The 20532-nt window shown below is 60.4% G+C and carries 16 protein-coding genes, 1 tRNA gene and 2 pseudogenes; 12 read left to right on the forward strand and 7 right to left on the reverse strand.

Annotated elements, in window-relative coordinates:
• Positions 1 to 61: 61 nt before the first annotated feature.
• The 5 genes from IGX34_RS20775 (at position 62) to IGX34_RS20795 (ending at position 3550) form a co-directional block, all read left to right on the forward strand.
• Complete coding sequence (locus IGX34_RS20775) at positions 62 to 952, forward strand: carbon-nitrogen hydrolase (RefSeq protein ID WP_192557670.1); 891 nt, start codon at positions 62 to 64, stop codon at positions 950 to 952.
• A 104-nt stretch (positions 953 to 1056) separates the two neighbouring features.
• Positions 1057 to 2289, forward strand: a complete 1233-nt coding sequence (locus IGX34_RS20780) for a TraB/GumN family protein (RefSeq protein ID WP_192557671.1) — start codon at positions 1057 to 1059, stop codon at positions 2287 to 2289.
• Positions 2290 to 2576: 287 nt separating this feature from the next.
• Complete coding sequence (locus tag IGX34_RS20785; RefSeq protein ID WP_192557672.1) at positions 2577 to 2903, forward strand: c-type cytochrome; 327 nt, start codon at positions 2577 to 2579, stop codon at positions 2901 to 2903.
• Positions 2904 to 2924: 21 nt separating this feature from the next.
• On the forward strand, positions 2925 to 3275 hold the full coding sequence (locus IGX34_RS20790) for a c-type cytochrome (RefSeq protein ID WP_192557673.1): 351 nt from the start codon (positions 2925 to 2927) through the stop codon (positions 3273 to 3275).
• Positions 3276 to 3391: 116 nt separating this feature from the next.
• Positions 3392 to 3550 carry a hypothetical protein gene (locus tag IGX34_RS20795; RefSeq protein WP_192557674.1) on the forward strand — a complete coding sequence of 53 codons (159 nt, stop codon included), beginning with the start codon at positions 3392 to 3394 and terminating at the stop codon, positions 3548 to 3550.
• 7 nt (positions 3551 to 3557) lie between these two features.
• Here the strand turns inward: IGX34_RS20795 and IGX34_RS20800 are convergent, their stop codons facing one another.
• Positions 3558 to 4166, reverse strand: coding sequence for an NfuA family Fe-S biogenesis protein (locus IGX34_RS20800; protein ID WP_192557675.1), 609 nt, complete (start codon positions 4164 to 4166; stop codon positions 3558 to 3560).
• A 140-nt stretch (positions 4167 to 4306) separates the two neighbouring features.
• On the opposite strand from IGX34_RS20800, the gene IGX34_RS20805 reads away from it, so the two are divergent.
• Entirely contained in the window at positions 4307 to 4648 is a 342-nt protein-coding gene (locus tag IGX34_RS20805; protein ID WP_192557676.1) for a 4a-hydroxytetrahydrobiopterin dehydratase, read from the forward strand.
• Positions 4649 to 4657: 9 nt separating this feature from the next.
• Positions 4658 to 6157, forward strand: a complete 1500-nt coding sequence (locus IGX34_RS20810) for a CPBP family glutamic-type intramembrane protease (RefSeq protein WP_192557677.1) — start codon at positions 4658 to 4660, stop codon at positions 6155 to 6157.
• Here IGX34_RS20810 and IGX34_RS20815 read toward each other — a convergent pair.
• Entirely contained in the window at positions 6135 to 7109 is a 975-nt protein-coding gene (locus IGX34_RS20815) for an RluA family pseudouridine synthase (RefSeq protein ID WP_192557678.1), read from the reverse strand. The two genes, IGX34_RS20810 and IGX34_RS20815, sit on opposite strands and share 23 nt — an antisense overlap.
• Positions 7110 to 7445: 336 nt before the next feature.
• On the opposite strand from IGX34_RS20815, the gene rne reads away from it, so the two are divergent.
• Positions 7446 to 10604: a ribonuclease E gene (gene rne / locus IGX34_RS20820; protein ID WP_192557679.1), complete on the forward strand. Its 3159-nt coding sequence runs from the start codon at positions 7446 to 7448 to the stop codon at positions 10602 to 10604.
• Between the two features lie 78 nt (positions 10605 to 10682).
• Here the strand turns inward: rne and IGX34_RS20825 are convergent, their stop codons facing one another.
• Complete coding sequence (locus tag IGX34_RS20825) at positions 10683 to 11333, reverse strand: response regulator (protein WP_192557680.1); 651 nt, start codon at positions 11331 to 11333, stop codon at positions 10683 to 10685.
• Positions 11334 to 11577: 244 nt separating this feature from the next.
• Between IGX34_RS20825 and IGX34_RS20830 the strand changes: the two genes are divergently transcribed.
• The 3 genes from IGX34_RS20830 (at position 11578) to IGX34_RS20840 (ending at position 12486) form a co-directional block, all read left to right on the forward strand.
• Positions 11578 to 11817, forward strand: coding sequence for a hypothetical protein (locus IGX34_RS20830; RefSeq protein ID WP_192557681.1), 240 nt, complete (start codon positions 11578 to 11580; stop codon positions 11815 to 11817).
• Between the two features lie 95 nt (positions 11818 to 11912).
• Positions 11913 to 11999 (forward strand) — tRNA-Leu (locus IGX34_RS20835).
• Between the two features lie 118 nt (positions 12000 to 12117).
• The gene (locus IGX34_RS20840; RefSeq protein WP_192557682.1) at positions 12118 to 12486 is read left to right on the forward strand and encodes a hypothetical protein; all 369 of its coding nucleotides are present in this window, start codon (positions 12118 to 12120) and stop codon (positions 12484 to 12486) included.
• Positions 12487 to 12608: 122 nt separating this feature from the next.
• On the opposite strand, the gene IGX34_RS20845 is transcribed toward IGX34_RS20840, so the two are convergent.
• The 4 genes and pseudogenes from IGX34_RS20845 to IGX34_RS20860 all read right to left on the reverse strand — a co-directional run bounded on the left by IGX34_RS20845 (position 12609) and on the right by IGX34_RS20860 (position 16607).
• Positions 12609 to 13826 (reverse strand): radical SAM protein, encoded by a 1218-nt coding sequence (locus tag IGX34_RS20845; RefSeq protein ID WP_192557683.1) that lies wholly within the window; start codon positions 13824 to 13826, stop codon positions 12609 to 12611.
• 735 nt (positions 13827 to 14561) lie between these two features.
• Positions 14562 to 15176 (reverse strand): annotated as a pseudogene (locus tag IGX34_RS22540) (transposase); the annotation flags it as partial.
• A 49-nt stretch (positions 15177 to 15225) separates the two neighbouring features.
• Positions 15226 to 15948: an autoinducer binding domain-containing protein gene (locus tag IGX34_RS20855; protein WP_192557685.1), complete on the reverse strand. Its 723-nt coding sequence runs from the start codon at positions 15946 to 15948 to the stop codon at positions 15226 to 15228.
• A 255-nt stretch (positions 15949 to 16203) separates the two neighbouring features.
• Positions 16204 to 16607, reverse strand: a pseudogene (locus tag IGX34_RS20860) (GFA family protein).
• A gap of 1624 nt (positions 16608 to 18231) precedes the next feature.
• On the opposite strand from IGX34_RS20860, the gene IGX34_RS20865 reads away from it, so the two are divergent.
• Positions 18232 to 19353: a fatty acid desaturase family protein gene (locus IGX34_RS20865; RefSeq protein ID WP_192557686.1), complete on the forward strand. Its 1122-nt coding sequence runs from the start codon at positions 18232 to 18234 to the stop codon at positions 19351 to 19353.
• The last annotated feature ends 1179 nt before the right edge of the window (positions 19354 to 20532 follow it).

Raw genomic sequence — 20532 nt, forward strand, 5'->3', positions numbered from 1 at the left:
CCTTACACTAAGCGGCCCCATATAGGTCCGCCCTTACCAGCGACAGACAGGAATGCCCGGCATGACCCGCAAGACGCTCAAGGTCGCCCTGCTGCAGGAAACCCACCGCGGCAGCCGCGACGCCAATCTCGACGCCATCGAATCCGGCCTGCGCGAAGCCGCCGCGGCCGGCGCCGAACTGGTGCTGCTGCAGGAACTGCACAACGGCCCGTATTTCTGCCAGCACGAGTCGGTGGACGAGTTCGACCAGGCCGAAAGCATTCCCGGCCACAGCACCGCGCGCATCGGCAAGCTGGCGGAGGAGTTGAAGCTGGTGGTGGTGGCGTCGCTGTTCGAGAAGCGCGCGGCCGGGCTGTATCACAACACTGCGGTGGTCTTTGATCGCTCCGCGGCGATCGCCGGCAAGTACCGCAAGATGCACATTCCGGACGATCCGGCGTTCTACGAGAAGTTCTACTTCACGCCGGGCGACCTGGGCTTCGAGCCGATCGACACCTCGGTGGGCCGCCTGGGCGTGCTGGTGTGCTGGGATCAGTGGTATCCGGAAGCCGCGCGCCTGATGGCGCTGGCCGGCGCGGAACTGCTGCTCTACCCCACCGCCATCGGTTGGGATCCGAACGACGAGCAGGCCGAGAAGGATCGCCAGCGCGAGGCCTGGATCACCGTGCAGCGCGGCCACGCCGTGGCCAATGGCCTGCCCCTGCTGGCCTGCAACCGCACCGGCTATGAAGCCGATCCGGCCAAGGTCGGCGCCGGCATCCAGTTCTGGGGCAACAGCTTCGTGGCCGGCCCGCAGGGGGAATTCCTGGCCCAGGCCGGCACCGACCAGCGCCAGCTGCTGCTCGCCGAGGTCGACATGGCGCGCAGCGAGCACGTGCGCCGCATCTGGCCGTTCCTGCGCGATCGCCGCATCGACGCCTACAGCGACCTGTTGCGCCGTTTTCGCGATTAATTACGTTTGCTGCGGCTAGGCTGGGCAAGTCCGGACATTGCTGACTTGCACACCCTTTCCCGCCTCTCCATCCTTGGCCCTCCCCTATAGGCTGTATCGACCGCATGAGTGCCACCGAGACCGACGCGCTTTCCGCCTCCGCCCTGCACGGCCAGCCGATCGAGCGTGTGCAGCGCGACGGCGTGGAATATGTCGTGCTCGGCACGGCGCACGTCTCGCGCAGTAGCGTGGAGGCAGTGCAGGCTCTGCTGGCCAGCGAATCCTTCGATGCCATCGCGGTGGAGCTGTGCGACAGCCGCGCCCAGGGCATGCGCGATCCGGAAACGTTCAAGCAGATGGACCTGTTCCGGGTAATCCGCCAGGGCAAGGCCGGCATGGTGGCCGCCAGCCTGGTGCTGTCCACGTTCCAGAAACGCCTGGCCGACCAGTACGGCATCCAGCCCGGCGCGGAAATGAAGGCAGCGATGGACGGCGCCGAGGAACGCAAGCTGCCGTTGTGGCTGATCGATCGCGAAGTGGGCACCACGCTCAAGCGCGCCTGGCATAGCGTGGGCTTCTGGCAGCGCTTCGGCCTGCTCGGCGGCCTGCTCGCCAGCGTGTTCGAGCGCGAGACCATCGACGAGAAAGAAATCGAAAAGCTCAAGCAAGGCGACATGCTGGAAAGCGCTTTCAGCGAATTCGCCAGCGAATCGGCGCCGCTGTATCGCAGCCTGATCGCCGAGCGCGATGCCTATATGTCTGCACGCCTGCGCGAAGAGGCGGGCCGTTCGGTCACCGCCAATCCGTGCAAGGTGCTGGTGGTAATCGGCGCGGGACACCTCAAGGGCATGTGCGAACACCTGCGCCTGCAACAGGGCGATCCGGCCACCACCGCCGCCGAGCTGGCGCAGTCGCCGCCGAAGGCGCGCTGGCCGAAATGGCTGGCGATCGGCCTGGTGCTGCTGGTGTTTGCGGCGATCGGCTGGGCCTTCCATCGCAACACCGCCCTGGGTGCGCAAGCGCTGCGCGACTGGGTGCTGTTCACCGGCGGCTTTGCCGCGCTCGGTGCGCTGATTGCACGTGCGCATCCGCTGAGCATCGTGTCGGCATTCATCGCCGCACCGATCAAGCCGTTTCGCCCCGGTATTCCGGCCGGCGGCATCAGCGCGATGGTGGAGGCGTGGGTGCGCCGTCCGCGCGTGGCCGATTTCGAAACGCTGCGCGACGATATCGTGCACTGGAGCGGCTGGTGGACCAACCGCGTAGCGCGCACGCTGCTGAATTTCTTCCTGGTGTGCCTGGGCACCATGGTCGGCGAGTACGCCGCCGGCATCCATATTCTGAAGAGCCTGTTCTAATCAGGGTGTTCTGATCAGGGCGTTCTGATCGGAGTGATCTGATCGCGCAGCGCTGATCAGCTTGTGCTGATCGGACTTCAATCCATTGTTCCGCTCGGCGCGCCGCCTGGCGCGCGATGCAACGCAGCACCCAATCCCCTTTGTTTTGCACTGCAACGCATCCACAGCGCCCGCGATTTGGCAACGTACCTGCGACCTCATGTCGCAATGTTGTGACCGCTCCGGACCTGCCCCTATACTCGACCGATACGTTGCTTGTATCCGTTGGAACCCTGGGGATTCTCTCGATGCTTCGAATGCAACTGTTCGCCCTGGCCGCTGGTGTTGCCGTTCTTGCCGCAAGCAGTGCCCACGCCACCGGCGACAAGGCCAACGGCCGTACCTTGGTCTACACCTGCAATGGCTGCCACGGCGTGCCGGGCACCACCAATGCCTATCCCCAGTATCCCGTGCCCAAGATCGCCGGGCAGAACCAGCAATACCTCATCAATGCCTTGCATGCGTACAAGTCGGGCGAGCGCACCCATCCGACCATGATGGCGCAGGCGCAGAGCCTCTCCGACCAGGAGATCGAGGACATCGCCGCCTATCTTTCCAGCATCTCTCCGAAGTAATCGGCCAAGGACTCCACCTGCATGAAACGCGCGCTTACACTGCTCTCGTTCGGTATTGCCCTTGCGCTGACCTCGGCCCCGCTGCTTGCCGGCGGCAACATCCAGAACGGCCAGGCCCGTGCCGCGGCCTGCGTGGCCTGCCACGGCAAGGACGGCAACTCGGTGGATCCGCAATATCCGCGCCTGGCCGGCCAGTACAACGAATACATCCAGCAGGCTCTGCACGAATACAAGGATGGCCGTCGCAACAACGCCATCATGAAGGGCTTCGCCAGCCAGTTGTCCGATCAGGACATCGAAGATGTGGCGGCGTTCTTCTCTTCCATGCCGACCAAGCTCGATACGCTGAAGGGCCACGTCCAGGGCGATTGAGCGGATGCCATCGCGGCATTGCGTATCGTAAACATCAAAAAGCCCGCAACTTCGGTTGCGGGCTTTTGCGTTTCTGCATGAAGATCGGGCCAGGTCGGATTCTTTGGAGAGACGCCGTGGGCTGCCTGCCCTTGCTGCTGCTGTTCCTTCTAGGCACTTTTGTGGGCCGCATCTTCTGGGGCGATACCGGCATGTTGTGGGGCAGCGGCATCGGGCTGTTGCTGGGCCTGCTGTCCACCGCCGTGTTTGTGTGGCTGTTGCGCAACGGCAAATAGCCGCCGCTCAGCCCATCGCCGACTGGCCTTCCTGCTTGCGGTAGTACGGATTGCTGCCGCCCTTGTGATCGGTGGCATCGCGTACTTCGGTAATTTCCGGCACGCGTTCGCGCAGAGTTTTCTCCACGCCATGCTTGAGCGTCACATCGACCATGCCGCAACCGTGGCAGCCGCCGCCAAACTGCAGCAGCACCACGCCGTTGGCATCGATCTCCAGCAGACTCACGCGGCCGCCGTGCGCGGCGATGCGCGGATTCACTTCGGCCTCCAGCACATAGCGCACGCGCTCGACCAGGCCCGCTTCCATGCTCGGCAATTCGCCCTTGATGCGCGGCGCGCGAATATTCAACTGGCCGCCGGTCTGGTTCGGTTCGAAGTCGATGGTGGCGCCTTCCAGCCAGGGTGCGCTGTCGCCGTCGATATGGAAGTTGAAGCCGCGGCATTCCACCGTCCACTCGCCGCCGCTCAGTTCGTGCGGCTCGCAGAACTCCAGCTCGCAATCGGCGGCCGCCGTACCCGGCGAGGTCACGCGCAGGCGTATGCCCAAGCCATCGATGCCTTGTAGCGAGAGTAGGCGCAGAAAGTGCTGCTGCGCGCGTTCGGAAATCTCGATCATGCCTGCTCCGGAATCACTGCCATGCCCGATCCTGGCCGGGCGTATACCGCACCATTTTAGTCCTGTTTCGCCGTGAATGTCCGAACGTGGCGTTTTCGCGTACAGTTTCGGCGCTTTAGCGAATGACTATGGAGCTCGCCATGACCAATCTTCCGCTCGCCACTCAACACTGCCAGCCCCGCAAGGGCAAGGAATTTGCGTTGGACGAAGCGGCGATCGCCGCCTTGCTGCCGATGGTGCCGGGCTGGAAGCTCAACCAGCAAGGTGATGCGCTGGTGAAGGATTACCGCTTCGAGAACTTCCACCACACGCTGGGCTTTATCAATGCGGTGGGCTTCATGGCCAATCACGAGGACCATCATCCGGATATCGAGGCCGGCTACGGACATTGCAAGCTGCACTGGTCCACGCACGATGTAGGCGGCCTGTCGTTGAACGATTTCATCTGCGCTGCGCGCGTCGACGCCCTGCTCACCCGCTGAGCAGCGCCGTTGGCCTCGCCGCAGCGCCTGCGCAACTTAGGTATCTTCAGCGGCTACGCGCTGGCGGCGGTGGTGCTGTGCCTGGCGCTGAGCTGGCTGGCGGCACGCATCACCGCGCGGCACTTGCTCGATGCCGCCAATCAGCGGCTGGCGCTGGTCGAAGCAGGGCAACCGCTGTGGCAATGGCATCTGCGCCAAGCGCATGACGTCATCGCCGCGCGCGCCTTCGGCAACGCCACACTTGCGCACGACGACGATGCGCTGAGCGTCACCAGCGACGACGGCACGCCGTTCGAACTCGGCCTGCCGGTGGATGACGCGCTCGATCTGGTGCATTGGCCGATCCTGCAGCTGCGCATGCAAAGCGATGCGCAGGGCACGCTCGGCCTTGCATGGGGTGCGGGCCTGACGCCGGCATGCCAGGCCAACGTGGCGGCGACCCTTGCGCCCGCGGTACGCAGCCTGCGGATCGATCTGCGCGGTGTGCGCTGGCAGGCGGTCGGTGCACAGGGCTGCCCATCGCCACAATCGGTGCGAATGCTGCGCTTGCGTATCCAGCTGCCGGCGCATGCCAGCTTGCGGCTGTCATCGCTGGCGCTGCTCACGACCGAACCGGTGACGCATGCGCAAGGCGCCGTCGTCGCGCTCAGCGACAACGAGCTCGCCTCGGCCATCACGCGCGCCGGCGATCAGGCGATGCCGTGGTTCCAGTTGCCCGGCGGGCTCAGTGCGGAAGCCTTGTTGTCGCTACGCGATCAGTTGCTCGGCCGTTGGCCGGGCGCCTTGATCCTGCCGCCCGGCGCCCGGCCCCAGGCCGTGCAGCCGGCAGCGCATGCCGTGCTCGCATGGGCGGTCTGCGCGCTGTATCTGGTCGCACTGCTCTGGCTGGCGCTGAAGCCGGTGCACGGCCCGCTGCGCCCCTGGCTGGAAATCGGCGGCTGCCTGCTGGGGCCGCTATGGCTGGTTGCTGGCCTGCATTGGGGGTTGCGGCCGACGGCCTTGGGTGTGGTGGCGTTCGCCAGTGGGCTGTTGTTCGCGCTCTATATCGAACGCCGCCATCTGCCGCGCCTGTGGCGCTGGCCCGGCTACGGACGGAACTGGCTGTGGCCGCTGGCCACGGTGCCGGTGGCCTTGCTACTGATCCTGGCCGATGGCCATGGCTTGCACCGGCTGCCGCTGGCGCACGTGCTGGCGTACTTCGCCTGGGCCTGGCTGCAGCAGTGGCTGATGCTGGTGGTGCTGCTGCGCCGGTTGGAGCAGATCGCCCAGCACCGTGCCGCGCCGTCGATTATCGCGATCGCCCTGATCTTCGCCCTGCTGCACACCCCCAACGGCATGCTGATGCAGCTGTGCTTCGTGGCCGAGCTGTGGTGGGCCTGGTGCTTCCTGCGCGCACGCAGCGTGCTGCCGATCGCCGTGGCCCACGCCGCCTGCGCCCTGCTGGTGGAATCCGGGCTGGTCGGCAGCCTGGTGCGTTCGCTGGAAGTCAGCGCCCGCTTCTTCCTCTAACTCTCGGCAGCAGCTTGTCGAGGAAGGTCTTCAGGTCATCCGGCAGCGGCGCCGAGAAACCGTAGGAGCGCCCGTCCAGCTCGAAGGACATATTCGAGGCGTGCAGGAACAGTCGATCCAGGCCCTTGTTCTTGAAACGCTTGTTGGCCTCGCGATCGCCGTACTTGGCGTCCCCGGCCAGCGGATGGCCGATATGCGCGGCATGCACGCGGATCTGGTGCGTGCGGCCGGTGCCCAGGGTGGCCTGCATCAGGCGCGCGCCGGGGTATTGCTCCATCTCGCGGAAGAAAGTCAGTGAGGGCTTGCCGCCTTCCGATACCTTCACCATCCGCTCGCCGCCCTGCAGGATCGACTTCTGCAGCGGCGCATTGACGTCGAAGCGGGCCTTGGAAGGGTGCCCCACCATCAGACATAGATATTGCTTGGTGACCTCACCGGCACGGATCGCCGCCTGCAGGCCGGTGAGGCCGGCGCGGGTACGGGCGAACACCAGTACGCCGCTGGTATCCCGGTCCAGGCGATGGACCAGCTCCAGGTGCTCCTTGGGCCGGGCCTGGCGCAGCAACTCGATCGCGCCGTGGCTGACCCCGCTGCCGCCATGGCTGGCCATGCCGGAGGGCTTGTCGATCACCAAGAAGTGCTTGTCCTCGAAGATCACCGCATTGGCGGCGGCTTCGATCGCCCCCTGGGCGGCCACCTGTTCAGGCGGCCGCTCGGCCACCCGCACAGGCGGAATACGCAGCATGTCACCCAGGGCGAGACGGGTATCGGGCTTGGCGCGCTTGCCGTTCACCCGCACCTGGCCGGTGCGCAGCAGGCGGTAAATCATGCTCTTGGGCACCCCCTTAAGCACGGTCATCAGCGCATTGTCGATGCGCTGGCCGTCCCGCTCAGGACCGATTTCGAGTTGACGCACCCCTTGAGGTGCATCAGGGGAAGTTGCCGTCTGCATTGAAAAAAACCTGGGTAGAGAGGATACTCGTCCGGCGCTTAACCCGGTCGGCCGACGTTTGTGAAGGCCGGGTGCCCGCCCGTAACGCTGGTGAAGTTTGGCTCGGTCGCCATCACGGCAGTCCGTTGCAAACACCCTGTAATCGTAACGGTTCGGGCAGCCGCTTGTCCGGTCTCATCTGCAGGCAGACAACGCGGCATGCGTGCCCAAGAATCGCCCGGTATCGGGAACGTTACCGTTTATTTGCCGCTTTACCGCAGCGGCGCGATCCCCGGACAGGCCGCCACACCAGGCGCCACCGCGGCGCGCGACGCGCGGCCAAGCCGAGGAATCACAATGAAGAGAATGTTGATCAACGCAACTCAGCGTGAAGAGTTGCGTGTGGCCATCGTCGATGGCCAGACCCTTTACGACCTTGATATCGAAATCCCCTCCCGCGAACAGAAAAAGGCCAATATTTACAAAGGCCGCATCACTCGCGTTGAACAATCCCTCGAAGCCTGCTTTGTCGACTACGGCGCCGAGCGCCATGGCTTCCTCCCGCTGAAGGAAATCGCCCGCGAGTACTTCACGCAGGGCCTGGATCCTTACAAGTCCAACATCCGCGAACTGCTCAAGGAAGGCCAGGAAGTCGTTGTCCAGGTCGAGAAGGAAGAGCGCGGCAACAAGGGCGCCGCCCTCACCACCTTCATTAGTTTGGCCGGCCGCTACATGGTGCTGATGCCGAACAACCCGAAGGCCGGCGGCGTGTCCCGTCGCATCGAGGGCGAAGACCGGCAGGCGCTGAAGGAAGCGCTGGAACACCTCACCGTACCGGACGACATGGGCCTGATCGTGCGTACCGCCGGCATGGGCCGCGACGCCGAAGAGCTGCAGTGGGACCTCGACTACCTGATCCAGCTGTGGAAGGCGATCTCCGGCGCCGCCCAGCAGAAGGCACCGTTCCTGATCTACCAGGAATCGAAGCTGTTCATCCGCGCTCTGCGCGACTACCTGCGCAGCGACATCGGCGAGATCCTGATCGACGAGGAATCGCTCTATCACGACGCGCGCGAGTTCATGCAGCAGGTGATGCCCAACGCCCTGCGCAAGCTCAAGCTCTATAAAGACGACACCCCGCTGTTCTCGCGCTACCAGATCGAAACCCAGATCGAGAGCGCCTTCGACCGCAGCGTGCGCCTGCCCTCCGGCGGCTCGATCGTGATCGACCAGACCGAAGCGCTCACCGCCATCGATATCAACTCGTCCAAGGCCACCAAGGGCGGCGATATCGAGGAAACCGCCTTCAACACCAACCTGGAAGCGGCCACCGAGATCGCCCGCCAGCTGCGCATCCGCGATGCCGGCGGCCTGATCGTGATCGACTTCATCGACATGGACAGCCCCAAGCACCAGCGGGAAGTCGAGGAGCGCCTGAAGGACGCCTTCAAGCTGGATCGCGCCCGCATCCAGATCGGCCGCATCTCGCGCTTCGGCCTGATGGAGATGTCGCGCCAGCGCCTGCGCCCGTCGCTGGGCGAGGCCACCCAGATCGTCTGTCCGCGCTGCGAAGGCCACGGCCATATCCGCAGCGTGGAATCGCTCTCGCTGTCGACCCTGCGCCTGATCGAAGAGCACGCCATGAAGGACAACACCGGCCAGGTGCTGGTGCAGGCCCCGCCGACCGTGGCCAACTTCATGCTCAACGAGAAGCGCGCCAGCGTGGTCGAGATCGAGCTGCGCAACAAGGTGCACGTGGTAATCGTGGCCGACGACAAGCTCGAGACGCCGCATATCGAGATCCAGCGCATCCGCGAAGCGGACATGGGCGAGCACAGCAAGCCCAGCTACGAGCGCCTCACCGCCGTAGAACCCGATACCGTGCGCAAGATGGGCCAGATGCTGGGCAGCAGCGAGCAGCCCGCCGTCAGCGGCATCGTGCCGGCCAGCCCGGCCCCGCTGCGCGAAGAAGAACCCTCCGTGCAGGCTGCCGCCCCGGCCCCGGTCGCAAAGCGCCAGCCGGCAGCGGCGCCCGCCCCGGCACCGGCCAGCAGCGGCGGCTTCTTCTCGCGCCTGTTCGGCTTCCTGCGTAGCGGCAACGAAACCGCCGCACCGGCACCGGCCCCTGCCCCCGCAGCGCGCCAGGAAACCTCGCGCGGCAAGCAGCAGGATCAGCGTCGCAACGAGCAGCGCGGTCGCGACGGTGGCCAGCAACGCCAGAACCAGCAGCGCGACGCCCAGAGCGGCAGCCGCAGTGCCCAGCAGCAGGGCAAGGGCCAGCGCCAGCGCGGCGAACAGCAGGCACAGGGTCGCCAGCAATCGCAGCAGCAAGGCGGCAACAAGCAGGAGCCGCGTCAGCCCAAGCCGGCGCAAGCCAGTGGCGAGGCCGCCGCCGAGCAGCGCAACAAACAGCAAGCCGCGCAGCAGGCCAACAAGCAGGCGCAGCAGGAACGTCAGCCGCGCCAGCCGCAGGCCGAGCGCCCGGCTCAGGCGGAGCGTCCGCCGCAGGCCGAACGCGTGCAGCAGCCGGCCAATCCGCCGGCAGTCCAGACCCAGCTGGCCGAGGAAGCGCCGAAGCCGGCAACCGAAGCCGAGATCACGGCCGTGGCCGTAACCGAAGGCGTACCGGCCGTTGCGGCCGATACCGCCGAGGGCGGCCAGTCGCGCCGCCGCCGCGGTCGCCGCGGTGGCCGCCGCCGCCGTCGTCACGACGGTGCCACCGGAACCGCGCCGAACGAGCAAGGCGACGAAGCACTGGATGACGAAGATCGCGACGATGCCGAGATGGACACCGATGCGCCGGAAATCGCCCATGCGCAGGAAACCAGATCCGAGCAGCCGGTGATCTCGCCCAAGCCGGAGCATGTTCCGGCCGAGGCCTCGGTGCAGGCTCCGGCCACGGAAGCCACCGTTGCGGAAACGCCTGCGGCCGTCGTCCACACCCCTGCTCCGGCAACGCCGGAAGCGCACACGGTGGAAGCCGAGGCTGTGCACACCCCGGTGAGCGATGAGCACGCGGCGGTGCCGCTGATCGTCGCCTCTGCGCCGGTGGCGGCATCGTTCAACCTGCCCGCCCTGCCGCCGATTCCGGTGCGCGAAGCGGCTGAGCCTCCGGTCGCCGACGAAGTCGTTGCCGAGACCAAGGCGGAACCCGCCATCGTTGCGGCCGAAGTCGTAACTGTGAGCATTCCGCATGACGCCGTGCCGGCTGCCAACGAAGCAAACGTGGCTTCGCCTGCCGCCCCGATCGTGACCAGCGAGATCGCCTCCGTGGTCGAGCCCGTCGCCGTAGCCGCCCCGGAAGCCCAGGCGCCTGCCGAGGAAATCGTGGTGCCGGCACCGGCCACGCCCGCCCCGCTGTTCCATCAGCCCGAGCAGGGTGACCTGCTGTCGCAGCCGCTGCGCCAGCACGCCGCGGCCGAGCCGCAGCACGATCACGAGCCGGCCAAGGAAGAACCTGCTGACGAGGAAACAAACCCGGTGCAGCACGAGCAGCACGATCACCGACTTTCCTGATCGGCCAGCGCATCGTTCCAAAAAAGAAAGGGCCGGATCACTCCGGCCCTTTCTTTTTGTCCGCCAGACGGTGCGTGCCTAATTGCCGACCTGGTTGTTGTGCGTATCCAACAGGCCGTGGACGGTCATCAGGTGCGCCAGGCTGATGAGATGTTCCACCTGCAGCTTTTCCATCAGCCGCTGTTTGTAGGTGGAGACCGTCTTGGGGCTCAAATTGAGCTGTTCGCCGATGGCCGTCAGCGGCTTGCCACGCACCAGCATCATCGCCACCTCCAGCTCGCGGCTGGAAAGCGCATCGAACGGAGAGGCTTCGCCGTCCAACGTAGCCAGCGCCAGCTGCTGCGCCACGGAGGGCGCCAGATAACGCCGACCGTCCGCCACCTGGCGCACCGCGTTGAGCAACTCCTCGGCGGCGCAGCTCTTGGTCAGGTAGCCGTAGGCACCGGCATCCAGCAGCCGCTTGGGGAAGCGTGCGTCGTCCACCACGGTAACCACGATCACGTGGGTGGGAAGATTGGCGCGCGCCACGCGCTCGGTCAGCTCAATGCCGCTCATTCCCGGCATATGCACGTCGACCAGGGCAATATGAGGTCGATTCGAGCGGATCAGCCGCAGCCCCTCTTCGGCGGTTCCTGCTTCGCCGCAAATGCGAATATCCGGCTGCTGCAGGATCATTCTGAAGCCGGTTCGAACCAGCTCGTGGTCATCCACGAGTACCACATCAATCATCAGGCGCCCTCCCTGGTTAGGTCATGTGCTTCGGCAAAGTAGGTGGCTGGTGGGGACATTGCAAGCCCGTAACTTCCGGCCGGGCAAGGACTTTCCACATTGCGCCAACCCTCACGTAACGCGTAGGAATTTGCCTACATACGTACCGCAGTTTAAATGTCATTATTTGCCGTATAGGAAGTCGTAAGTCACGCATGTCGCAGTCCCCAGCAAGGCTAGTTTCCACTAACCGATGGAGGTACCGATGGTGATCTACTCGCTCAGGCAATCCCTCGACGGGGATTGGAGCATTCGCCGGGAGACGGCGACCCTGTTCAGCCAATTACGGCTGGGCCCCGCCATCCAGCTTGCACGCGAAGCCGCCCGCGACGAACACAACCGTTCCGGTCGCAGCACCTGCGTGGAAATGCCCGGTCCCGCTTCCACCATCCGGCTGGCACAGTATGCCCGCCCCGATGTTCCTATCGAAAGCGCAGTAGCCTGACGTTATCGACAAACGGAGCGCCCGCTCCGTCCCAAGGTAGGCGCATGTTACGATCCGCGCGCCTGCAGCTCTCGTCACCCCGTTAGCTGCCTCCTGCCCGGATGGCGAAACAGGTAGACGCAAGAGACTTAAAATCTCTCGACCGCAAGGTCATGCCGGTTCGATCCCGGCTCCGGGCACCAAGTTAATCAAATACTTGCACTCCGCTCATATTTAAGCCCCTGCCTCTCCGAATCGCTGAGGCTCCCCCAAGGCTCCCCTCGATTGAAAAGTTTTGCGCTTGCCCCGCATGATGTGGGCATGCCAAAACGCGTCGCTGCGGTCTCAACAGAGTTCCTGATGCGCGAGGTGGGCCACCTCGACGACAGCGTGTTGCTGTTACCTCAGCAGGTTTTCATCCTGACCGGCCTGTCGTTGGGCATGCTGAAAGAACGCATGCGTACGCGGCCACCTCAGCCCCCTCACCCAATGCCACGAGAGAAGGCGCACACCGCCATCTGGTATTCCCTCGGTGAAATCAGACGGTTTTTGCGCGAGCGCGCCGAGACCGCCGAGATAGATCGCGCGATCGCCATGAAGCACCGATCGTTCTCGGCATGGATCAACACCGGAACACCCGATGAGCTGTGGCCCATCACCTTGGTCGGCCCGACGTCCCACCGATTTTGAGTAGCGTGTCGCCCTGTGTGAGCTGTCGAACCGAATCACCGGAGACATCCAGGTCAATCGCTGGATTAGATTTCAAATCGCCGCACCACTCAGAACCAGAGGGACGTCGCAAGTAGCACCAATTAGGAATCTAACACCAGTTCATTTAAGGCTAGTTCGTTGCTACGACGTGTCCGTTCGTCGACTTCCTTCAAATCAATGTAGGTCGAGAGGTATTGTCTGATACGACTGTAAAGCGCCTTATTCCTACTGCAATAGATGGTCGGATTGTTAAATTTTTTACTTTTTGAGTACCGGGTTATCAGCTCGCCACCTCCGCAATATCCAACCCATTCGCATTTGGCGCATGCTTCGGGTGGCGTTGAAACGGTGCGGCGTAGATCCGTCCATAGCGGATTTGAATAGAATTCTTTCAAAGTAGACGTTGCGACGTTGCATCCCGTGTGGCGATATTCTTCACTGATGGATGGCAGTGAATCATCAGGGGATACGTCCCCGTTACTCCGAATGGTGATTGTCTCAATCAAGTCAACGATGTAGTTAATTCGCATGTCTACACCAAAGTCCGTCAAAAATGGCGCAAAGAAATTCTTCATTGTGCGGATGTTGATTTGAGGATTGTCGTCCTCTAGCCAGCACTCCAATAATTCCAATGAAAAGCCCTCAATGAAATCAGTCATATCGGGAGAATAGTTTTCCCAGCTGTCTTTTGGAAGCATGAAATCAAACTTCCATAGGCCAAGATCATGCACAATGTGATTGTAAATTTCCTTGGCTGATGTCCCTGGCAAAATAACCGCCAACGCACCCGGCTCGCCAATAAGCCCTTCTTTATGACTTTTTTGAAGAAGCGCTATGGCTTTAACGATGCGGTCGTAACTGCCGCGCTTCTTCTTGTCGATTCTTACCGAATCATTGACATGTTTCGGCCCATCAATGCTTATCCCGACACTGATGTTCAACTCAGAAAACAACTTGATCCACTCTTCATCAAGTAATACCCCGTTTGTTTGCACACCCATTTGAAGAGTCGCATGAGGGGTAATAGTACGAATCAGTGTTTCAGCAATTTCCCTGAACCTTTTCTTGCCAACCATGAGTGGCTCTCCACCATGGAGCGCAACGGAAACGGTGGGTATTTCAAGTGCGCGCGCGCCTTCCGCTAGAAATTTTCCAGCGCGCTCTGCGGTGGCCACGGACATGCTAGCTGGATTGCTCTTGTGGCTTTCGTCACCATTGAAGAAGAAGTAGCAATAAGGACATTCAAGGTTACACACTTCTGACATCTTGAAGCTTACAAATAGCTTTCTACTTTCCATTCGCGTGGTCATCAAGCGCATAACTATCTCCAAGTCAGGCCAACGCCAGGCTCAAAACGGGAGTCGACAACATCGTCGACTCCCTCAGTGAGATGCGTCGCCCAAGCGAAATCGTGCGCGGCCATCTCAGTAGGCTCTATAGAGAAACCATCACCTAGAAAATACTGAACCAAGTACTGTACGCAGCGAGATCACCCGCGGTCTCATTGGAGTGAGCGATGACGAGCCTGCTCATTTCCTCTTTCCTGGTTTCGTGGGCACCGCAACCAATCTTATTGGATACGTTTTCTTCAAAAGCTTCAGTCGAACTCACGGTATAGTCCATTTCATTTATCCTCATGAAGTATTGAATTGCCTTACTTGCATCGAAATTCCCAGCACACTCAGTGCGCGAAGCTTAAGCCCTGCGCCCAGAATACCTGGGGGGGGGGTACCAGTCGCGCCATCGCGCTGTTCGCAGCTCATTCACTGCGGATGCTGCTTTAGAGCGACCTTTTGTTGCCTCGTACAAAACAATTTCTTGGACTCAAAAATTTCTAAACCAAGACCGTGGGGGCGCAAGACTTCTGAGAGCCTTATATTCGTTCATGGTATTTCGTAAAAATGGCGAGGATAGTGTTAGTCACCGTCCATAGAATTTCTCGACACCAAATTGCCACCCATCGACCCCATTGTCTGAGTAGCTCTCAAAAGAGCACACTGTAAAAAGTTACAGTTGTTATCCAAGAAGTTTCTGGAGCGAATTTTCTCAAGGTTATAGGGCCGCTTACCCCATTTGGTCAAGGCGATGTGTCCGAGTCTCGCCGCAACCAACATCAATGCCGAGTGTCCTTCCGGGAAGGTTCCAACGACTCTCGTGCGTATTCTGATCTCACGAATAATCCGGTCGAGCGGATTATTCGTCCGCAACCGTCGTCAGTGGGTTGAGGGGTGCGCGCAGCCTCATTTCCTTTAATCGGGCCACCTGAGAGCGGATCGCCTTGAGCATCCGTGCGACCTCGGCCACCTTCCCGTTGGGCACGTGGCTGAACACATTGCGATAGAAGTGCCCGCTGATCTCCCGATTACGCCAGGCTTCCAGATGCCGGTAAATCTTCTGGTTCAGCCGCGAGACCCTGCCGGGGCTCACTCGGGTGCCCACAATACTTCGGTGATGCCTTCGACTCTGCGCACCGATACTCCCGCCAGATACATCTCGACCAACGCCTCCTCGACGGAGGCCTCACGCCGTTTATACCGCTCGATAATGGCCGTCTCAAACGGCAGCCGTCGCAGCTTCGGAACCCGCAGCTTCACCTCGCCGGCCTTGCTCTCGAGCTCGCGTTCATACTGGCCGGCTCTGCCATCCACCCGATCCGCAGATCGCTCGTAACAATGCCAGTAAATCGACAGGCGTGAAAACGAGGTGAAGAACCCTTAGTTAGCCGAGGATGCCTAAAAGGAGCGCCGTTGCAACTGCCTGAGTTTTGTTTACGACATTAAGTTTTGCCAGGATACTTGTTATATGAAACGTGACGGTTCTCTCCGTGATCGACAAGATTGAGGCTATTTCATCGGCAGTCTTTCCAGCCGCACTCCATCTTAAAATTTCACGCTCTCGATGTGACAATGTTCCTACAAAAGCAAAAGCCGTTTTTGGAAGTTCAGCAGCAGCTATCAAGCCATGAACCACTTGCGATAGCCACACCATTTTCATTTCATTCTTCGATAATTCTGATTTGGTGATTAACGAAGTAGATCTTGCCAAAGACAAAATCCCCATAGTCGTATACCGCCCGTAACTCGCCACCGCCCAGCCATGCTTTATGCCGTGCGATTTAGCTTCTTCCCAAAATCGCTCATTGCCATCGGTGGTTGCATTTGACCAAGTCAGCGGAGCATCGCTTCGGGAGACACCCTGCAAGACTGGGTCAATCTCCAAATACTGATTGCTGAAATATCGGTCAAGCCATTTTTGAGGATAGGTACTAGACCAGATGACCGACGGATGGCAGATAGGCGTGCCGGTCCTTAAAACATAAGAGCAATATTCGAACCCAAGGTCATGGACGATACCAGCGAGCTCGATAACGACATCGTCCATTGATGCTGCCGCAGCAGCAAGTCGGTGGAGAGAGTCTTCACGCCATGCCATATAAGTCATCGCATCCGTTGGTCGGAAAAACGGACTTTTACGCCGATTAAGTAAAGAAAACTTACATCAGCATATGTCAAAAAGTATACCGAAAATCTCAACTTAGGCTATTTGAGAAATCGGTAAAGGCAGACTTTCCCGGGTAATAGTCTACCGGTAGCCATCCGCCGCTGATGTAAAGATGGGTTTTGTTCGTGCGACTTCTCGTCCAGAATCATGCAGCTGAGCAACGCGCAATAAAAATAAATCTGAGGCAAGCTGTGGCTACGTTGCCGATCTGTCCGCCTGGTGATTCACACCGTCTTTGATGAGGACATCGATGAGCAAATGCGGATCGCCCCCTCCAGACATCCAATATTGTAACCGTACTGGTCCGTCTTCGACCGTCGACGATGGTGGGTGTAGATGCCGCAGTAAGAACAGAAGTAGTGCTCGCAAGTCTTGGTATTGAAACGATAGACTGACAGTAACTCTTGCCCCTGCAGCACTCGCAGCCCTTTAAGCGGCACCGCGCCCATCGCCGTTCCTTTTCGTCGACACATGGCGCAATTGCATCAGCGTGCATCCATGATCCCATCCGGCAGATCGAGCTCGAGAACAACTCCTCCACAATGGCAGGTTGCCTTGTGCTTCGGCAGTATCGCAGTGTCTCCAACCATCTTGATCATCGCATCAACCCCAACCCACCCATGAAGTGCAATTCAGTTGAATATAATCCATCGCCCAGCCTTGAGCAGACTCGATCAAACCTACGGTACGCTACGGGCAATGGGAACAGGCAAATCCCCTCCCCTCCATCCAGAATCTGGACTCCAGCCAGAGCACGTTTGATTCTAGGCAGAGCCGAACGCCACCCAGACACTGACCCAGGGCGGCAGGCCTGTATTTAAGTTGGACCGCTACCTGATGACGTAACTACTCTGGCGGCACTTCCGGAACCCGATCAAATCAAATCCAGTAGCCGACGCGCTACATATGTGAGCTACTACGCGAAGTTCCTATGGCCTTCGCTCCCACGAGGGTCTTGCCGGCGAATGTAGCTGTCAAACCCAGGACATGCGCCAAGCCTTATTGGTAAGACACAACCAAGCATCAATCGGCCTTGCGCCCTGCGTTATAGGCCAAAGCCAGTGCGGCAACTACAGCAGCGGCCCACCAATGCGCGGTAGTGGGTTGAACAACCATCGTCGTGATGGCAGAACTCAGGGCTGCCCTGAGTCCCGTGCCCATCGGATCATCCCTTACCGCCGCTTCCAGGCATTTCACTCGCTGCTTTAAGGATGGCCGGTGATGATCAGAGCGAGCTTTCCTATTGTTAGCCATGTTGTTCCTCGTTGTAAAAATGCCGGTACCAGATCGGCTGTTGTGAAAGCACGATCAGTGTGGCGTCACGAGTCACTCGGTTTCTGCTCGTAACCCTGGCTTCAACGGGAAGTATTTGGGCAAGTTTGTGCTTGACAGACAATCCGGTAGTGACTTTTTGAGGATGATGTGCGATCCAGGGCAAACAACCTCGCGGCCTTAGCGTCACGACACGAGCGCATCCACCCTCATGGTGATTCGATGTATGAAGTCCGCACCACCCGCCCCTGCCCATCCAACTCGATCATCCACGCCTCACCAACGATGCTGAGGCGATTGAGACACCAAAGCCGTCGCACACACGGCGACGTGCAGTCGGGAGCACCGTATTGAGGAAAACTTCGTCCCCCTGCCCGCTCATCATCGGACGGCTGACCCATGGTGGCGATGACCTGCGGCTCAGTGTCGCCCTCTACCCCCCTCTCATCGCTGCCTGCTGCCCTGACAGCCGGGGCCCGCAACGCTGCCAAACGAGACAAGGAGCCATGAGTGAGAGACAATCGAGCCGGTATGCACGGCGTTCGAGCGCAACGTCCGCGGGTTTCATGGATTTCTAATCACGATTGAGGGTGCAACATGAGCAAGGGCATGGATTCAAAGAAAAACGATAAGAAAAAGCCGGCCAAGACCATGAAAGAGAAGAAGGCGGCAAAACAAGAAAAGAAGCGGAACAGCAAGTAGCCAAGTCGTTCTCCTGCGAAACGCATTCCTTCGCTTCAGGATGTAGCGGTAACAGCTCACGGGTGGCTTCCGAGCAATGCCGGCCTCCGCTTTCGACCTACGGCGAGCGCCGCTCGCTCGCCGATGCCGTTCTACGGGCACAGCATGCGGGCCCTCAAATTCGCTTACTCTTACTCGCGGGAGCGCCATTCCCGCGCGAGCTTATCTGTGCATCGGCTACCATGCACTGGCTTCCCCCGAGTGCACCCCATGTCCGCAGAGTCACCATTTCGCACAGCCAATACCGTTCAATCTCCGCCTGTGGACGCCACCACCGGCAAGCTGAAATTCAGCGGCGACAACACATTCCACCGCGAGTTACGACGGCGCGTTGACGACTATTTCGAGCACAGCGGGCGCAAACAGCGAGACAATGTGCGCATGTATCTGAAGACGGCGATCATCCTCACGTCTTTCTTCACTTCATATGTGCTCCTTGTGTTTGTCGCGGCGACGTGGTGGCAGGGCCTGTTGCTCAGCGTCGCGCTTGGCATCGCCATGGCCCAGATCGGATTCAACATTCAGCACGATGCCGGTCATCAGGCGTATTCGGAACGACGCTCGACCAACAAATGGATGGCCAGAACGCTTGACCTCGTTGGCGGCAGTTCTTACATATGGCATTGGAAGCACGCTCACTTCCACCACACATACGTCAACATCGACGGCTACGACAGTGATATCAACCTTGGCGCCCTGGCGAGGTTTTCGCCACAGCAGAGACGCTACTGGCACCACCGCTGGCAGCATATCTATCTATGGCTGCTCTATGGTTTTACGGTCATAAGCTGGCATCTGCATGATGACTTCCGCGACATCTTGACCGGCACCATCGGCAAGCACCGTATTCCGCGTCCGCGAGGCAAGGATCTGCTGATTTTCGTGCTCGGCAAAGTGATCTTCTTCGGCCTGGCTTTTGGCTTGCCTCTGGTATTTCATTCGATTGGCGCTGTGCTGCTTTACTACACGGTGGTCGCCGTGGTTGCAGGCTTGCTGCTTGCGCTGGTGTTTCAGCTGGCCCATGCCGTAGAAGAAGCATCGTTCCCGTCTCCGAACGAGCCGGGGCGCATGGACACGCCATGGGCGATCCACCAACTCGAAACCACAGTGAACTTCTCTCGCGACAACGGGTTGATCACTTGGCTGGTCGGAGGCCTGAACTTCCAAATCGAGCACCACCTATTTCCACGCATATGCCACATCCACTATCCAGCTATTTCACGCGTGATCGAAACAACTTGCCTCGAATACGGGGTCCCCTACCGCGCGAACCGCTCATTCGGCGCCGGCCTCGCCTCGCACTATCGCTGGCTGCGACGGATGGGTAAATGATCAAGTCCGCCATCACGGCCCAACGCGGATCAAATGGGTTCCAATTTTCGGGGTTACTCACTTCGTGGAAATGTCCGCCTGGAGAAGGCGTTCCCATCTACCCCAACGAAAAAACTCCGCGCCAACGTCGGATTTGAAAAATTGCTATTTGGGCCCGCGGGGCCCATGATGGACCCGTGTTTTAGGGAATATCGATCCCGACATCTCACGGGTGATCGCAAGCCATCGCCTCTGAGTCTTACCCTGCTTCTCATGGGCAGGGTTCTCTCTCGTGCTGTCGCGCACTTTCGCGACTGTCTTTTAGGCAAACCTATTATGGCCCGCACCCTTGAGCCGCTTTCAGCGGCCCAGATTCATAGTGTCTATGCGACAGACAAGGCATTCAGCAATAGGGCCTCTGCCACAGAGGTGGTCCAGTATTCGAAGACATCCGCCTACAAGCGAGAACCGGCCCCGTCAGGGCGCTTTCCGGAACGCCCTGGGCTGTCGAACAAAAGTAGAAAGTATTGATACAAAACCCCGCCATGGGTCTTTCGTTTTGCTACTCCCGATGTGTCTCGGCTCGGCAGGGATGCCTTCGCTGGGAACCCAATTGATTAGCAAAAACTGTGGCAATCAAGCTCAAGCCAACCGCCCTCCGGCGTGACCGCTCGCCAGTGGCAAGCCGCCACACCTTCGCTTCCCTCGCCGAGCGTTCGGGACTGTCCGATCCGAGGATTGCCCGCCTGCAGGGAAGTTCGAAGCCGCCATCACGCCTCGCTCTCCCAACATGAGTCTTCGATTGTTCCAAGTGGAAGATGCAGCCGGAGCGTTTGATCCAAACGCCGGCGAACACGGCATGCTCGTGGCGGACCACGTCGGCCATTTTGAAAAGCTGCCCGGCTGGCCTGCGGAATTCACGTCGCCATCGCCGTGATCAGAAGACTGATCAACAAATCTTGAAGCGCTGAAAATCCCCGCGCACCTGCGCCGACCGCTGACGTTTCACGGCTCCGTCCGCGGGAAAGCCCACAACCGTCAACTGCTGTCGACGATCAACGCCATTGAGTGGCCTGCACTAACTGGTCCAGATGTAGGGTTAGTTTAAGCAGCGAGCTTCAGATGTACATCCTGGATGGCTGGCAGGACAGCTTCAGGAGCCGGTGGCCGATAATTCAACGCGCTATGCGGCCGAACCGT

Origin of the sequence: Dyella acidiphila (assembly GCF_014863405.1) — a bacterium.
GTDB lineage: Bacteria > Pseudomonadota > Gammaproteobacteria > Xanthomonadales > Rhodanobacteraceae > Dyella_B > Dyella_B acidiphila.